General features: G+C 71.5%; 13 protein-coding genes. 7 read left to right on the top strand and 6 right to left on the bottom strand.

What is annotated here, in order from left to right:
• Nucleotide 1: 1 nt before the first annotated feature.
• Entirely contained in the window at nt 2–622 is a 621-nt protein-coding gene (locus AB0I38_RS13940) for a DUF305 domain-containing protein (protein WP_358466714.1), read from the bottom strand.
• 122 nt (nt 623–744) lie between these two features.
• On the opposite strand from AB0I38_RS13940, the gene AB0I38_RS13945 reads away from it, so the two are divergent.
• Nucleotides 745–1,446 carry a DUF3105 domain-containing protein gene (locus AB0I38_RS13945; RefSeq protein WP_358466716.1) on the top strand — a complete coding sequence of 234 codons (702 nt, stop codon included), beginning with the start codon at nt 745–747 and terminating at the stop codon, nt 1,444–1,446.
• Nucleotides 1,447–1,490: 44 nt separating this feature from the next.
• Here AB0I38_RS13945 and AB0I38_RS13950 read toward each other — a convergent pair whose 3' ends face one another.
• On the bottom strand, nt 1,491–2,219 hold the full coding sequence (locus tag AB0I38_RS13950) for an aspartate/glutamate racemase family protein (RefSeq protein ID WP_358466718.1): 729 nt from the start codon (nt 2,217–2,219) through the stop codon (nt 1,491–1,493).
• Nucleotides 2,220–2,282: 63 nt separating this feature from the next.
• Here AB0I38_RS13950 and AB0I38_RS13955 point away from each other — a divergent pair, with 63 nt between their 5' ends.
• Nucleotides 2,283–2,915: a helix-turn-helix domain-containing protein gene (locus tag AB0I38_RS13955; RefSeq protein ID WP_358466720.1), complete on the top strand. Its 633-nt coding sequence runs from the start codon at nt 2,283–2,285 to the stop codon at nt 2,913–2,915.
• Nucleotides 2,916–2,921: 6 nt separating this feature from the next.
• Here the strand turns inward: AB0I38_RS13955 and ald are convergent, their stop codons facing one another.
• The gene (gene ald / locus AB0I38_RS13960; protein WP_358466722.1) at nt 2,922–4,037 is read right to left on the bottom strand and encodes an alanine dehydrogenase; all 1,116 of its coding nucleotides are present in this window, start codon (nt 4,035–4,037) and stop codon (nt 2,922–2,924) included.
• Between the two features lie 170 nt (nt 4,038–4,207).
• Here ald and AB0I38_RS13965 point away from each other — a divergent pair, with 170 nt between their 5' ends.
• On the top strand, nt 4,208–5,182 hold the full coding sequence (locus AB0I38_RS13965; RefSeq protein ID WP_358466724.1) for an excalibur calcium-binding domain-containing protein: 975 nt from the start codon (nt 4,208–4,210) through the stop codon (nt 5,180–5,182).
• A 3-nt stretch (nt 5,183–5,185) separates the two neighbouring features.
• Here AB0I38_RS13965 and AB0I38_RS13970 read toward each other — a convergent pair whose 3' ends face one another.
• The 3 genes from AB0I38_RS13970 to AB0I38_RS13980 are packed head-to-tail and all read right to left on the bottom strand — an operon-like array spanning nt 5,186 to nt 9,035.
• Complete coding sequence (locus AB0I38_RS13970; protein ID WP_358466726.1) at nt 5,186–6,571, bottom strand: NCS2 family permease; 1,386 nt, start codon at nt 6,569–6,571, stop codon at nt 5,186–5,188.
• Nucleotides 6,572–6,624: 53 nt separating this feature from the next.
• Nucleotides 6,625–6,858 (bottom strand): EF-hand domain-containing protein, encoded by a 234-nt coding sequence (locus tag AB0I38_RS13975; protein WP_358466728.1) that lies wholly within the window; start codon nt 6,856–6,858, stop codon nt 6,625–6,627.
• A 17-nt stretch (nt 6,859–6,875) separates the two neighbouring features.
• Nucleotides 6,876–9,035 carry a molybdopterin cofactor-binding domain-containing protein gene (locus AB0I38_RS13980; protein WP_358466730.1) on the bottom strand — a complete coding sequence of 720 codons (2,160 nt, stop codon included), beginning with the start codon at nt 9,033–9,035 and terminating at the stop codon, nt 6,876–6,878.
• Between the two features lie 90 nt (nt 9,036–9,125).
• Between AB0I38_RS13980 and AB0I38_RS13985 the strand changes: the two genes are divergently transcribed.
• From AB0I38_RS13985 to AB0I38_RS14000, 4 genes are all read left to right on the top strand, one after another.
• On the top strand, nt 9,126–10,607 hold the full coding sequence (locus AB0I38_RS13985; protein ID WP_358466732.1) for a PucR family transcriptional regulator: 1,482 nt from the start codon (nt 9,126–9,128) through the stop codon (nt 10,605–10,607).
• Nucleotides 10,608–10,919: 312 nt separating this feature from the next.
• The gene (locus AB0I38_RS13990; RefSeq protein ID WP_358466734.1) at nt 10,920–12,203 is read left to right on the top strand and encodes a helix-turn-helix domain-containing protein; all 1,284 of its coding nucleotides are present in this window, start codon (nt 10,920–10,922) and stop codon (nt 12,201–12,203) included.
• Nucleotides 12,204–12,247: 44 nt separating this feature from the next.
• The gene (locus tag AB0I38_RS13995) at nt 12,248–12,826 is read left to right on the top strand and encodes a copper resistance CopC family protein (protein ID WP_358466736.1); all 579 of its coding nucleotides are present in this window, start codon (nt 12,248–12,250) and stop codon (nt 12,824–12,826) included.
• Complete coding sequence (locus AB0I38_RS14000; RefSeq protein WP_358466738.1) at nt 12,823–14,802, top strand: bifunctional copper resistance protein CopD/cytochrome c oxidase assembly protein; 1,980 nt, start codon at nt 12,823–12,825, stop codon at nt 14,800–14,802. Before AB0I38_RS13995 ends, AB0I38_RS14000 begins: the two co-directional genes overlap by 4 nt.
• Nucleotides 14,803–14,912 lie beyond the last annotated feature (110 nt).

Here is a 14,912-nt window from a genome sequence, read left to right on the forward strand (position 1 = left end):
ACTACGGCTGCGCGCCTCGATGCCCGAGCATGTCGGTCATCAGCTTGATCTCGCCGCTCTGCCCCTTGACGATCTTCTGGGCCATGTTGACCACCTCGTCGCGGTCGGACAGCTTCAGCAGCCCCTCGGCCATCCGCACCCCACCCTCGTGGTGGCGGATCATCAGCTGCAGGAAGAGCACCTCGGCCTCGGTGCCCTGCAGCTCCTTGAGCTTGGCCAGCTCCGCGGCGCTGGCCATGCCCGGCATCACACCAGGCTCGGCGGATCCGGTGGTCGCGGCGCCGTGGCCGTGGCCTCGCATCCAGGCCATCGGCCGCAGGTCGGTCGACAGGCCGAGCCCCCACTGCTCCAGCCAGCCGATGAACATGCCGCGCTGCGTGGACTGCGTGGTGATGATGTCGAAGGCCAGGTTGCGGATCTCCTTGGACTGGGTCTTGTCCCTGATGATGAACGACATGTCGACGGCCTGCGCGTGGTGGACGCCCATGTCGCGGGCGAACCCGGCCTCGGCGGAGGTCTCGGCCGGGGCCGCGCCTCGGCCGAACACGAACAGGAGGACCGCCGCGCCGGCGATCAGCACGGCGCAGGCGATGAGCAGTGGGTTCTTCGCGGGATTACGCATGGCGAGTCCAGCCTATCCACCTCGTACGAGAAGGGAGGAACGATCGCTTTCGACCGGCTTATTCTCCGCATACGCCCGGAGGGCATAAGGTGACCCGAGATTGGCAGGCCAATGGAGGAACGATGAAGGAGAAGGCGCAGGCGCGGCGGGAGCATCTGCAGCGGATGCGGGCCGAGCAGAAGCGCAAGGAGCGTCGCACCGCGTTCCTCATGTGGGGGTCCGGGGGCGCCGTCATCGTGTTGCTCGTCGGTCTGGTCGGTTTCTATCTGGTCAAGCAGTCTCGGGAGACGTCGCTCGACGCGGTGGCCAACTACTCCTACGAGTCCGCGCAGCACGTGTGGAAGCCGGTCTCCTACAAGGAGTCGCCGCCCGTCGGCGGTGAGCACAGCAACTACTGGCAGCAGTGCGACATCTATGCCAAGCCGATCCACAGCGAGCACGGGGTGCACTCCATGGAGCACGGCGCCATCTGGATCACCTACCGGCCCGACCTGCCCAAGGCGCAGGTCGACAAGCTGACCGAGGTGGCCACCTCGACCGGCCAGCAGGAATACATGCTGATGAGCCCCTTCACGGACCTGCCGGCGCCGATCGTGGTCTCCTCCTGGGGACACCAGCTCAAGCTGGACAGCCCTGACGACCCCAAGCTGTCCGCCTTCATCAAGAAGTTCCAGAACGGCAAGGACACCCCCGAGCCCGGCGCCACCTGCGGTGGGCCCGACGCCATCACCACCACGGCCGACGTGGCTCCGCTGCCGCCCGAGCCGCAGGGGCAGACGCCGATGGAGACCCTCTCGCCGAGCGCCAGCCCGACCGACCAGTGACGGCCGACCGCCCCGGCAGGGTCTGACCGGGGCGGCGCCGCCGGTCAGCCGGTGACCGGGCCGCCGCGCCACGTGGGCGGCGGCCGGTCGCCCACGGCGACGTCGTAGGCCGCGCGGGCCAGCAGCCGGGTCGAGTCGAGCGTGGGCAGGGGCGAGACCTCCGGGGTCACCAGGAGCGGGATCTCGGTGCACACCAGCGCGACCGCGTCGCAGCCCCGCTCGGCCAGTCGTTCGACGACGCGCACGTACTCCCGCCGGGACTCGTCGGTGAAGACGCCGTTCACCAGTTCCTCGAAGATGATCGTGTTGACCAGGTCGCGGTCGGCCGGGTCCGGCACCTCGGTGGCGATGCCGCGGCCGGCCAGGGCGCGGGGGTAGACCGGGCCGTCCATGAGGTACGTCGTGCCGAGGATGCCGACCCGCCGGTGGCCGTCGGCGGCGGCCTGTTCGGCGACCACCTCGGCCAGGTGCAGGCCGGGCAGCGCGAGCTCCGGGCCGGGGGGTTCCAGCGCCAGGTGCGCGGTGTTGTCGGGGCAGGCGAAGAAGCCGGCGCCCGCGCGGGCCAGCCGGTCGACGCTGGTCGACAACGTGGCCCTGATCGAGGCGTGATCGCCCGCCTCCCACGCGGGCATGCTGGGGCCGAAGGCGATGTAGTCGAGGGTCACGTCGGGATGCTCGTTGCGGCCGGTCCGGCGGAACCCCTCCTGGCAGTAGGCGAGGAAGCAGAGGGCCGCGCCCTCCGTGCTGTGGGCGAGGATGCCGAGGTGTCCCATGATTGTCTCCGGATCGGCTCAAGTGTTCGTTAGGTCGAACGTCCGTGCACTAGGCTGAACGCGATGGACGATGTTCGTCAAGCCGAACAGATCGACTTCTGGAGCGAACAGGTGAGAACCGGTTCCGCGAGCGAGGGCGTACGGGAGCCCTCCGACCTCATCGGGCTGATCGCCGGGGCGATCCGGCGCGAGCGCGCCCGCGCCGGGCTGTCGCTGACCGAGCTGGCCAGGCGGGCGGGCCTGGCCAAGTCCACCCTCTCCCAGCTCGAATCCGGCGCCGGCAATCCCAGCGTGGAGACCCTGTGGGCGCTCGGCTCCGCGCTCGGCGTGCCGTTCAGCGCGCTGGTCGATCCGCCGCGGCCGGACGTCCGGGTGATCCGGGCCGGCGAGGGGCCGGTCGCCCACTCCGAGCAGGCCGGCTACGCGGCCACGCTGCTCGCCTCCTGCCCGCCCAACGCCCGGCGCGACGTCTACCGGATCGTGGCCCAGCCGGGCAGGGTCCAGCTGTCGGCCGCCCACCCGCCGGGCACCAGCGAGCACGTGGTGCTGAGCAGCGGCCGGGCGCTGGCGGGGCCGGCTGAGGAGCCGGCCGAACTCGGGCCCGGCGACTACGTTCGCTATCCCGGCGACACCCCGCACATCTTCCAGGCCCTGCGGGCCGACACCACGGCGGTGTTCGTGATGGAGCATCTCTGAGCGGGCCTACCCCAGCACGTCCTCCAGTGGCATCCACTCCAGCCCGTGCGCCTCGGCGACCGGCCGGCTCGTGAGGTGTCCGTCGTGGGTGCTCAGTCCGAGGGAGAGGGCCCGATCCTTGCGCATCGCGCCCTTCCAGCCCAGGTCGGCGATGGCCAGCGCGTACGGCAGCGTCACGTTCGTGAGCGCGTACGTCGAGGTGTGCGGCACCGCGCCGGGCATGTTGGCCACGCAGTAGAAGATCGAACCGTGCACCGGGTAGGTCGGCTCGGCGTGCGTCGTCGGGTGTGAGTCCTCGAAGCAGCCGCCCTGGTCGATCGAGATGTCCACCAGCACCGAGCCCGGCCTCATCCGGCTGACCAGCTCGCTGGAGACCAGCCGGGGCGCCCGTGCGCCGGGGATGAGCACCGCGCCGATCACCAGGTCGGCCTCCAGGACCGCCAGCTCGATCTCCAGCGAGTTGGAGGCGATGGTCTGGCAGTGGCCCTGATAGATCATGTCCGCCTGGCGCAGCTTGTCGATGTTCCGGTCGAGCAGCAGCACCTCGGCCTGCATGCCGAGCGCGATGACCGCCGCGTTCATGCCCGACACACCGGCCCCGATCACCACCACGCGCGCCGCGTGGACGCCGGACACGCCGCCCATCAGCACGCCCCTGCCGCCCTGTGAGCGCATCAGGTGGTAGGCCCCGACCTGCGGGGCGAGCCGGCCGGCGACCTCCGACATGGGCGCCAGCAGGGGCAGCGCGCCACCGGGCGTCTGCACGGTCTCGTAGGCGACACCCGTGACGCCCGCGTCGAGCATCGCCATGGTGCACGCCCGTGAGGCGGCCAGATGGAGGTAGGTGAACAGCATCTGCCCCTTGCGCATCCGCGGATACTCCTCGGCCACCGGCTCCTTCACCTTCAGGATCAGATCGCCTTCGGCCCACACCTCGTCCGCCTCGCCGACCATGGTCGCGCCGACCGCCTCGAAGTCGGCGTCGGGGAGTGCCGAGCCGACGCCCGCCCCGCGCTCGACGAGAACCTGGTGGCCGTGCCGGATGAACTCGTGCGCACCCGCCGGGGTGAGCGCGACGCGATATTCGTTGTCCTTGATCTCACGGGGAATGCCGACCTTCATGGGGCCACTTCCGTTTCGCTGGACGCCGGCAGCTGCCGTCACCCGGTACTCGTTCCTCAGTTCTTCCGCGTGTCACGAGAGAATTGAGGATTGTTCGACTGATTACCTCGGTTCTGCCCGTCCTCGATAGGCTCACCCGCAGCCCGAACCTCAGGATGGTGTCGTCAAGGATGGACAACCCGGGAGAGAGCCCCTCCGCGGTCAAGGAAGAGCCGCAGGCCAGCCGAGTGACCACCATCGTGCTGATCGTCTCGCTCGTCCTGGTCGTGCTCCTCGCCGGTGTGGCCGGCACCGTGGCCGTGCTGATGACCAAGAGTCCCGACGCCCCGTTCCTCGGCGGCGCTCCGCCGCGCCGGCTGGCCACACCCATCCACTTCGCCCCGGTGCGCGAGACCAAGGCGGCTCCGTGCCCCGGCGTCCAGGCCGTGCTCGACGAGCAGCAGACCACCTGCTACCTGTTAGAGGACGGGGTGACGGTCAACGCCGTGCAGCGGATCGCTCCGGTGCGCGAGAAGGACGGCACCTACTCGGTCCGCATCGCGATCGCCCCCGCCTTCAGCGACAAGGTGGCCGAGCTGATCGACGAACTGGTGACCGACCAGCGTCAGGTCGCCGTCGTGCTGGTGCCCGCGACCGTGGTGGCGGCGCCCATCGTCACCCAGAGCATGGACGCCGACAGCCTGAGCATCGCCGGGTTCACCAAGGAGGAGGCCGACGCGATCGCCGCCCGTCTCCTGGGTGACCCGCCGGGCGCGGGCACTCCCGGCCCGAACCCACCCGACCTGGGCAACCCCAACACCGGCGACCCGAACACGGGGGACCCCGGCACGGGCAACCCCAACACGGGCGCCCCGAACACCGGCGCGCCGAACACGGGGGACCCGAACACGGGCGTCCCCAACACAGGCGTCCCCAACACGGGCGTCCCCAACACAGGCGCGCCTGACACGGGCGTGCCCGCCTCGACGGGCCCGGCCGCCGTGGGGACCGGTGACCGGCCCACGCGCGACCGCCGCTACGCCAGCTGCAAGGAGGCCGTGGCGGCCGGCGACGGCCCCTACACCAAGGGCGTCCACCCCGAATACGCCTGGTACACCGACGTCGACGGCAACGGCGTGGCCTGCAACACCCCCGACATCCGCTAGCGGTCAGCCGAAGAGGTTCTGCAGCGCGGAGATCCCGAAGTAGGCGAGGAAGACCAGCGACACCACCCAGAGCAGCCACGGGATCTGGGCGAACTTTCCCCGCGCCGCCTTGATGAGCGTGTAGGTGATCACCCCGGCTCCCACCCCGTTGGTGATCGAGTACGTGAACGGCATCAGCGCGATCGTCAGGAACGCCGGCACCGCCAGTTCCAGGTCCTCCCACGGCACGTTGCGGCTCTGCGTCATCATCAGCGCCCCGACGAGCACCAGCGCCGGCGCGGCGGCCGCGGCGGGCACCACGGCCGCCAGCGGCGTGAAGAGCAGCGTGAGACCGAGCAGCGCGCCCGTCACGACGGAGGCCAGTCCGGTGCGCGCCCCTTCGCCGACGCCCGCCGCCGACTCCACGAACACCGTGTTCGCCGACGCGCTCGCGACCCCGCCGACGACGCCGGCGACGCCGTCCACGGTGAGGATGCGGCCCAGCCTCGGCACCTGGCCCCGTTCGTCGACCAACCCGGCCTCGTCGCTGACCCCGATGATCGTGCCCATGGCGTCGAAGAACCCGGACAGCACCAGGGTGAACAGCACCACGGTGGCCGTCAGGGCGCCCGCCCGGGCGAACCCGCCGAACACGTCCACCTGCCCCACCAGCCCGAAGTCCGGTGCGGCGACCAGCGACTCCGGCATCCGCGGCGTGACCACGCCCCACGACCCGGGGGCGACGGTGGCCAGCGAGTTCACGACCACGGCGACCACGGTGGTCACCGCGATGCTGATCAGGATGGCCGCGGGGACCCTGCGCGCGTACAGGACGATCATCAGGAGCAGGCCGAAGCAGAAGACGGCGACCGGCCAGCCCGTGAGGTGCCCGGTCGCGCCGAGCTGCACCGGAGTGCCCGTCCCCCTGGTGACGAACCCCGCGTCGACCAGCCCGACCAGCGCGATGAACATCCCGATCCCGACGCTGATGGCGTGTTTCAGCGCCAGCGGGATCGCGTTCATGATCAGGGTGCGCAGGCCGGTCACGGCGAGCACGATGATGACCACGCCTTCGAGCACGACCAGGCCCATCGCCTGCGCCCAGGTCATGTGGGGGGCGGCCTGGTAGGCGACGAGGGCGTTCAGCCCCAGCCCGGCCGCCAGGCCGAACGGCGCGTTGCCGACGAAGGCCATCAGCAGCGTGCTGACGGCCGCGGCCAGCGCCGTCGACGTGGTCAGCTGCGCGATGGTGAGCCGGGCGCCGGTGACGTCCTGCGCGCCGGCCAGGATGATCGGGTTGAGCAGGATGATGTAGGCCATCGCCATGAAGGTGGTGACCCCGCCACGCACCTCACGGCCGGCGTCGCTGCCCCGCCCGGACAGCTCGAAGAGCCTGTCGAGCACAGCCATCCCCCCTCGTGATCAGGGGGAATCGCGGCAAACCTACCCGGCAGGAGAGATGATCACGCTTTCTCGTGCCTGCCGCCGCCCACCAGGGCGGCGAACTCCTCCAGCCCGATCCGGCCGTCTCCGTCGCGGTCGGCCGAGGCGATGAACGCCTCGATCTCCTCGCTGGTGGCGCCCTGGGCGCCCAGCGCCAGGTTGACCTGCCTGATCTCGGCGGACGTCAGCAGGCCGTCGCCGTCGCTGTCGAACCGCTCGAACTCCGCCTTGGCCACTTCACGCGCATCCGTCATCGGAACCTCCCCGTTTGTCAAACCAGGGCGATATCTTCTGGTCTGATGGGAACGCGCGTCAACTCGCGGCCCGTCGCCGCACGTACCGCCGCCGCGATGGCGGGCGTGGACGACAGCGTGGGCGGCTCGCCCGCCCCCCGTAGCCCGTACGGCGCGGCGGGGTCGGGATTCTCCAGAATCGTGGTCAGCATCGGCGGCATGTCGAGGATGGTGGGGATCAGGTAGTCGGTGAACGACGGGTTCAGCACCTGCCCGTCACGCAGCCGGATCTCCTCCATCAGCGCCAGCCCGAGCCCCTGCGCCGACCCGCCGTGGATCTGGCCCTCCAGCGCCTGCGGGTTCAGGATCCGGCCCACGTCCTGGACGGCGGCCAGCTCGACCACCTTCACCAGGCCCAGCTCCACGTCCACGTCCACCACGGCCCGGTGCACGCACAACGCCAGCTGGGTGTGCGAGTCGCCCTGCCCCGTCTCGGGATGCAGCGGGTAGGTGGGCCGGTGACGGTACTCCCGCGTCTCCTCGATCGGCCCGAACCTCTCCAGCGCCTCCCGGGCGGGCAACCCGTCGAACCGCGCCCGTACGGCTTCGCAGGCCGCCTTCACCGCGCCGCCGGTGACGTAGGACTGCCGGGAGGCCGAGGACGAGCCCGCCGAGCCGACCGCCGTGTCCGCCGTGGCCACGGTCACGTCCCGCACGCCCAGCTCGGTGCGGGCGATCTGGGCCTGGAGGGTCACCAGGCCCTGCCCGACCTCGGCCGCCGCGGTGTGCACGGTGACGTGCGGCTCGCCGCCGATCAGCTCCGCTCGCACCCTGGCCGTCGAGTAGTCGTCGAAGCCCTCGGAGAAGCAGATGTTCTTGATGCCCACGCCGTAGCCGACGCCGCGCCGTACGGACTCGCCGTGGGTGGTCTGTGAGACGCCGCCCGGCAGCGCGCGCAGGTCGGCGGCGGCCGGGCCGGGCAGCGGCATCGCCTCCAGCTCGCGCAGCATCCCAGCGAGCGGCGCGGGCGAGTCGATCACCTGCCCGGTGATCAGCGCCGACCCCTGCGACACGGCGTTGCGCACCCGGATCTCGACCGGCGACAGCCCGCACGCCTCGGCCAGGCGGTCCATCTGCGACTCGTAGGCGTAGCAGGCCTGCACCGCGCCGAACCCGCGCATCGCCCCGCACGGCGGATTGTTGGTGTAGACGCCGGTCGCCACCACCCGCACGTTCGGCACCTCGTACGGCCCCACGCCCAGCGAGGCGGCGTTGCCCACGACCGCCGGCGACGAGGAGCAGTAGGCGCCGCCGTCGAGCAGGATGTCGGCCTTGACGTACACGAGCCGGCCGTCGCGGGTGGCGCCGTGCTCGTACCGCATCCGGGCGGGATGGCGGTGCACGTGGCCGAAGAACGACTCCTCGCGGCCGTACACGATCTTCACGGGGCGGTTCAGCCGCAACGCCAGCATGCAGGCGTGCACCTGCATCGACAGGTCCTCCCGGGCCCCGAAGGCGCCGCCCACCCCGGAGAGCGTCAGCCGTACCTTCTCCCGCGGCAGGCCGAGGCACGGCGCGAGCTGGTCGCGGTCCACGTGCAGCCACTGGGTGGCGATGTAGAGGTCGACGCCGCCGTCCTCGGCCGGGACCGCCAGCCCCGACTCCGGCCCCAGGAACGCCTGGTCCTGCATGCCGACCTCGTACTCGCCGGTCACCACGACGTCGGCCTCGAACGTGTCGCCGACCACGACCGGCTGCCGCCTGACGAAGCTCGTGGCCGCGCGCGGGTCGGTCACCGCCTCGCGCGGCTCGTAGTCCACCACGATCGCCGCCGCGGCCCGGCGCGCGGTCTCCGGATGCTCGGCCGCCACCAGCGCCACCGGTTCGCCCTGGTAGCGCACCTGGTCGATGGCGAGCACCGGCTGGTCCTTCAGCTCCAGGCCGTAGTGCTTCTCGCCCGGCACGTCCTCATGGGTGAGCACGGCGAGCACGCCCGGCATCGCCAGCGCGGGCCCGACGTCGATCGACCGGATCCACGCCGAGGGGTGCGGGCTGCGCAGTGTCACGCCCCACACCATGCCGTCCAGCCACAGGTCCGAGGCGTAGGCGAACTCGCCCGTCACCTTGAGCGTGGCGTCGGGACGCCGCGCGCTCGCGCCGACGTCCTGCCGTGTCGCACTCGCCGTTTCGGTCATCATTCGAGTAGAGCACCGGCGGGCGTACCGGCCTATGCGCGTGGAGTGAAATCGGAGTCAGCACTTGACGGGCTGCCTTGTATATTCCTCCAAGTGCGCATAAGGGACTTGCTGGCCGCCGACGAGCTGAGTCTCACGCTGCTCACCGGCGACCCCGACCGCGAGTTCCACACCGTGCACATCACCGACCTGCCCGAGCCCGGGCGCTACCTGTCGGGCGGCGAACTGGTGCTCACCGGGCTCATGTGGCGGCACACCCCGGCCGACTCCGCCCGGTTCGTGGCCGCGCTGGTCGACGCCGGGGTGTCCGCCGTCGGCGCGGGCCGGGCCTGGCTCGGCCACATCCCGGCCGACGTGGTCGCGGCCTGCGAGGAGGCCGGGCTGCCGCTCCTCGACGTGCCCACCGAGGTCTCCTTCCGGACGATCGCGGAGCTCGCCGCGCCCCGCCTGCCCGGCGACGTGCGCGACGCGCTCGGCCGCCACCGCAGGCTGGTGGCGGCCGTCGCCGAGGGCGCCGGCCTGACCGAGCTGTTCGAGTTGACGGCCGCCGAGCTCGGCGTCACGGGCGCGGTGCTCTCCGCGTCCGGCGAGGTGATCGCCGGCTCCGTGGACGATCCGGTACGGCTCGCGCGGGCCTACCTGACCGCCACCCGGCTGCCCTGCCCGTCCGGGCGCCACACGGTCTTCGGCGTCGGCAGCGGCCACCGGGCGGCGGGCTGGGTGCTGGCCTGCGACGGCGACCTGATGGACCGGCCCGACCTCGGCTACGAGCTGGCCGCCTGCGTGGCGCTCGAACGCAGCCGGATGGAGGAGGGCCGCCGGGTCGAGCGGCGGCTGACCGAGCAACTCGTCCGGGCCGCCCTGGCCGGCGCCGACCCGGCCGAGCTCAACGCCGGGCTGCGCACCTGCGGCATCGGCGCCGCGGAGCCGTACGCGGTGGCGCGTGTCAGCGTGCCGCGGCCGGACGCGAGGCGCGGGCCCGGCCCGGCGGCGCTGGGCGGGCCGGTGCTGGAGGAGCTTCTGGGCCGCGAGGTCGTCGCGGCGGCGCACGCGGACGGCGCGGTGGCGCTGGTACCGCTGCGCGGCACGACCGCCGCCGGGCTGGCGGAACGGCTGCGCCGCGGCGTCGAGGTCCTGACGGCCCTGCCCGGCGGCCAGATCTGCGTCGGGCTGAGCGGCGAGCTGACCGGCGCGGCGGCCATCAAGGGCGGCGTCGAGGAGGCCGGTCACGCCAGGAGGCTGGCCGAGGCCCGCTCGGGGGGAGTGGTGACCAGCGACGAGATCTACACGCACGCGCTCCTGCTGGCCACGGTGCCGGGCGACGTGCGGCGGTCGTTCGCCGGGCGGCTGCTGGGGCCCCTGACCGACTACGACCGGGCGCACCAGTCGGAGCTGGTGCGGACCCTGGGCACCTTCCTCGACTGCGCCGGCTCGTGGCACGCGTGCGCCGAGCGGTTGCACGTGCACGTCAACACGGTCCGCTACCGGATCAGGAGGGTCGAGGAGCTCACCGCCAGGGACCTGTCGGTGATGGCGGACAGGGTGGATTTCTTCCTCGCGCTGCGGGCCGGCTGATCAGGGAGGAAACCGAACCTCCCCCCACCCGGAGGCCGGGGTGTGGGGCGCCAGCCTGAAACCTCAGGTGGGGGACATCGTCGGCCGTCAGTGCGAACGGCAGCGGGCTAGCAGCACATGGGGACTTCGAATTGTGCCGATATCGCAGGCGCGACAGGAGACGAGTCGGCCATCGCGGTCGTAGCATTGCTTCCTACGGCCACCATGGCCGTGAGAAACGTGCCTACTACGGACAGGGCAATGCGCGTGCGCATGGGGGTTCTCCCTCGCCTATGTGTTGTTCGGACGTAATCATCTCAGGGAGTAGCAGCTGTGACTACATCTGACCTGGTCGGACTCCGTATCAAGACGGTGAGGCGGCAGCGCGGGCTGTCTCAGGCGCAGCTCGCACACCCAGAGTTGTCGGACAGCTACGTCTCCTTGATCGAGAGTGGCAAGCGTACCCCGACTCCGGCCGTCCTGGAGTTGCTGGCCCAGAAGCTCGACTGTTCGCTCTCCTATCTCCTCAACGGAGTCACCGCCGAGCAGCTGGAGGACATCGAGCTCGCTCTCGGTTACGCGAGGCTCGCGCTCGAGAACGGTGAGGTGCGGGAGGCCCGCACCCGCTTCGGTGAGCTGCTGGCGAACAACAACCTGACAGGTCTCACGTCGCTCCGTCAAGACACCGAATTCGGCCTGGCGCTGGCCATGGAGGCGTGCGGCGAGCTCGACGAGGCGATCGACGTACTCAATCGGCTGCGCGGCGAGGAGCTCAGCCCGGAGCGCCACATCGACGTCGCGATCGCCCTGTGCCGCGTCTACCGGCAGAGCGACCGGCTGAGCGAGGCGGTCGCGGTCGGCGAGGCGATTCTCGGCGGCTCGGTGCGGCCGGCCTGGTCCGATGGGCTGATCGAGCTCGGCGCGACCCTGCTCGGCGCCTACCTGCACAGCGGCGACCTGCTGCGCGCCCGCCAGTTCGCCGCCGAGCTGCTCAACGCGGCCGAGATGCTCAACACCCCCAGGTCGATCGTCGCGGCCTGCTGGAACGCCGCCGTCGTGGCCGAGACCACCGGTCACGGTGAGGAGGCGCTGGCCTTCGCGGAGCGGGCCCTGGCCATCCAGTCGGAGAACGGCCAGCCGCGCAGCATCGCCCGCACCCGCGTGGCGTACGCGACCCTGAAGCTCCGGGTCCGCCCCGAGTCCGTCGACGAGGTCCGCACCGTGCTGCTGCGCACCGAGCAGGAGCTGGCGCAGACGTCGGCGAGCACCCTCGACCGGGCCAACGCCCAGGTCGAGCTCGCCCGCGTCGAGATCATGGCGGGCAACCTCGAGCGCGCGATCGCCCACGGTCGCGCTGGTCAGCAACTGCTGCCGACCACGGCCCGGGCCCTGGAGGCCGAGGCGCACCTGCTGCTGAGCCGCGCCCACGGCGGGCTCGGCGACCTCGCGTCCGCCGAGCGCGAGCTGGCCGCGGTGCGCGAGTGGCTCACGCCGCTGCCCGACTCCCGTCGTGTGGCCGGCACCTGGTACGCCGCGGCCGAGACGATGGAGCAGCTGGGCGACACCCACGGCGCGGTGGAGGGATACCAGCGGGCCCTGGCCTGCGCCGGCCTGTGACTGAGTCCCGGACCGTGGGGCGGCGTCGGTAGCCTGGGGGTGCCATGAAGAGAACCCTGCTCGCGTCCCTCACCGCGATCCTCGCCGCCCTGCTCGTGATCGGCGCCGCCGTGCCCGCCCTGGCACACGACGCGCTCAAGCGCAGCGACCCGGCCAAGGACGCGACGGTCAAGACGATCGACGAGGTCACGCTCGAGTTCACCGCCAAGGTCCGCATGCCTTTCGTCATCGTCCGTGCCGCGGACGGCGCCGAGCACCAGCTCGGCGCCCCCGCGACCGACGGAGCGGTGGTGACGCAGCGGCTCAGCGGTACCCTGCCCGACGGGAAGTACACGATCGCCTACCGCGTCGTCTCCTCCGACGGTCACCCGGTGGAGGGCGAGATCCCGTTCACCGTCAAGGGCGCGCCGCCGACCGCCGAGCCGACCGCCGGATCCGCGACCGAGCCGACCACCGCCCCGACCGTCGAGCAGACGGCAGGGCAGGCGTCGCAGCCCGCCGTCACGCAGACGGTGTCGCAGGAGTCCTCGGCCACCTTCCCCATCTGGCTGCTCGTCGTCGTCGGAGCGCTGGCCGGCATCGGTGTCGGGTTCCTGCTCAGCATGCGCAAGAAGAAGCCGTGACCAGGGTCGCGCGTCTGGCGTTCGGCGCGGCCGTCGCGGCCGTCGCCGGACTGGTGATCGCCATGATCGTGGGGGGCGCGGCCTTCCCCCGGATCATCGCCGGGCTGCCCGACGCCGGCGTGATCACCCGGTGGGGGCTGCCGCTGTCCAAGCTCTCCATGGACGTGGCGGGCGTCCTCACCGTCGGCCTGCTGCTGACGGCCACCATGCTGCTGCCCAACGACAAGGGCGTGCTCGGCCGCACCGCGCTGCGCGACGTGCAGGCCGCCTCGTGGACCGCGCTGGCCTGGGCCGCCGCGGCCTTCCTCACGCTGTTGTTCGGCGTGGCCGACTCGTGGGGCCGGCCGGTCACCCAGGTGCTCATCGGCGGCAACTACCTGACCAGCTACGCCACCCAGACCAGCCAGGGCATCGCGCTCACGCTCGTGGTGCTGTTCGCGATGGCGATCGCGCTGTTCTCGCGCGGGGCCATCACCGCGGGCGCGTCGGCCGCACTGCTGGTGCTGGCGCTGGTGACGCTGCTGCCGCCGGCGCTCACCGGTCACTCGGCCTCCTCGCCCAACCACGACCTGGCCGTCTCCGGCCTGTCGCTGCACCTGCTCTCGCTCGCCCTGTGGGTGGGCGGGCTCGTCGTCGTCGCGCTGCACGCCGTGCGCGGCCTGCCGCGGCTGGAGATCGCCGCCGCCAGGTTCTCCAGGCTCGCCCTGTGGTGCTACGTCGGCGTCGGCCTGTCCGGCGTGTTCAGTGTCATCGCGCGGCTGGCCAACGTCTCCGACCTCTGGACGTCGTCCTACGGCGTGCTGGTCGTGGCGAAGATCGTCGCGTTCGTGCTGCTCGGGTACGTGGGCTGGTGGCACCGGCAGCGCACGCTGGTGAGCCTCGGCGAGGGACGGTCCCACGCGTTCACGCGGCTGGCGGGCGGCGAGACGCTGCTCATGCTCGCCACCATGGGCCTGGCCGTCGCGCTCTCGCGCACCGCGCCGCCGCCGGTCGTCCTGCCCGCCGACCGCGCCTTCGACCTGCTCGGCTTCCCGATGCCGCCGCCGATCACGGTGGCCAACGTCCTCTCGCTCTGGTGGCTCGACCTGTTCTTCGCGCTGGTCGCCGCCGCGCTGGCCGGCCTGTACGGCGCCGGCGTGGTCAGGCTCCTCAGGCGCGGTGACGCCTGGCCGTGGGGACGCACCGTGTCGTGGTTCGCCGGTGTGGCGATCCTGGTCTTCGCCACCCAGAGCGGCCTGGCCCGCTACGCCAAGGTCATGTTCGACGTGCACATGATCGAGCACATGACGCTGTCCATGATCGTGCCGATCTTCCTGGTGCTCGGCGGGCCCGTCACGCTCGCCCTGCGCGCGATCAGGCCGGCCGTCAGGCGGGGCGACCGGGGGCCGCGCGAGTGGCTGACGACCATCCTGCACAGCAGGGTCGTCCGGGTCCTCTCGCATCCGGCCATCGCCACCGCCCTCTTCATCGTCTCGACCTACGCGCTCTACTTCACGCCGCTGTTCGCCTCGGCCATGGAGGAGCACCTCGGGCACATCTGGATGACCCTGCACTTCCTGATCAGCGGCTCGCTGTTCTTCTGGGTCATCATCGGGGTCGATCCGGCGCCGCACCGCATGCCGTACGTCGGCAAGCTCCTGACGCTGTTCGTGACCATGCCGTTCCACGCGTTCTTCGGAGTGGCGCTGATGATGACGGGCAGCCTGATCGCGTCCGGCTGGTACGAACAACTGGGCCGCACCTGGGGAGATTCACTGCTCCAGGAGCAGCAGAACGGCGGGGCGATCGCATGGGGGTTCGGTGAGATACCGACGCTCATCGTGCTGCTGACCATCGCCGCCCAGTGGTACAAGGACGAGGACAGGCAGGCCCGGCGGGCCGACCGGCGGGCCGACCGCAGCGGCGCGGGCGACCCCGAGCTCGACTCCTACAACGCCTATCTCGCCCGTCTCAACCGAGCCGACAAGGGCGAGTAGCCGGATGGCCAGGGCAACATAACCGGAGGCAACGCGTCTCCGAGCCGCCAGGTAGCCTTGCCTGAAGGGGAGACGGGCATCACTTCCACAGCTGGACGCGCAGTTCACCG

This window comes from Nonomuraea cavernae (assembly GCF_040655715.1).
Classification (GTDB): Bacteria; Actinomycetota; Actinomycetes; order Streptosporangiales; family Streptosporangiaceae; genus Nonomuraea; species Nonomuraea cavernae_A.

Bases quoted from the DNA above. Each gene is read 5' to 3' on its own strand.
- AB0I38_RS13980 (WP_358466730.1), bottom strand. From the start codon at position 9,035: ATGATGACCGAAACGGCGAGTGCGACACGGCAGGACGTCGGCGCGAGC.
- AB0I38_RS13965 (WP_358466724.1), top strand. From the start codon at position 4,208: ATGGACAACCCGGGAGAGAGCCCCTCCGCGGTCAAGGAAGAGCCGCAG.
- AB0I38_RS13995 (WP_358466736.1), top strand. From the start codon at position 12,248: ATGAAGAGAACCCTGCTCGCGTCCCTCACCGCGATCCTCGCCGCCCTG.
- AB0I38_RS13975 (WP_358466728.1), bottom strand. From the start codon at position 6,858: ATGACGGATGCGCGTGAAGTGGCCAAGGCGGAGTTCGAGCGGTTCGAC.
- AB0I38_RS13950 (WP_358466718.1), bottom strand. From the start codon at position 2,219: ATGGGACACCTCGGCATCCTCGCCCACAGCACGGAGGGCGCGGCCCTC.
- AB0I38_RS13955 (WP_358466720.1), top strand. From the start codon at position 2,283: ATGGACGATGTTCGTCAAGCCGAACAGATCGACTTCTGGAGCGAACAG.
- AB0I38_RS13945 (WP_358466716.1), top strand. From the start codon at position 745: ATGAAGGAGAAGGCGCAGGCGCGGCGGGAGCATCTGCAGCGGATGCGG.
- AB0I38_RS13970 (WP_358466726.1), bottom strand. From the start codon at position 6,571: ATGGCTGTGCTCGACAGGCTCTTCGAGCTGTCCGGGCGGGGCAGCGAC.
- AB0I38_RS13940 (WP_358466714.1), bottom strand. From the start codon at position 622: ATGCGTAATCCCGCGAAGAACCCACTGCTCATCGCCTGCGCCGTGCTG.
- ald (WP_358466722.1), bottom strand. From the start codon at position 4,037: ATGAAGGTCGGCATTCCCCGTGAGATCAAGGACAACGAATATCGCGTC.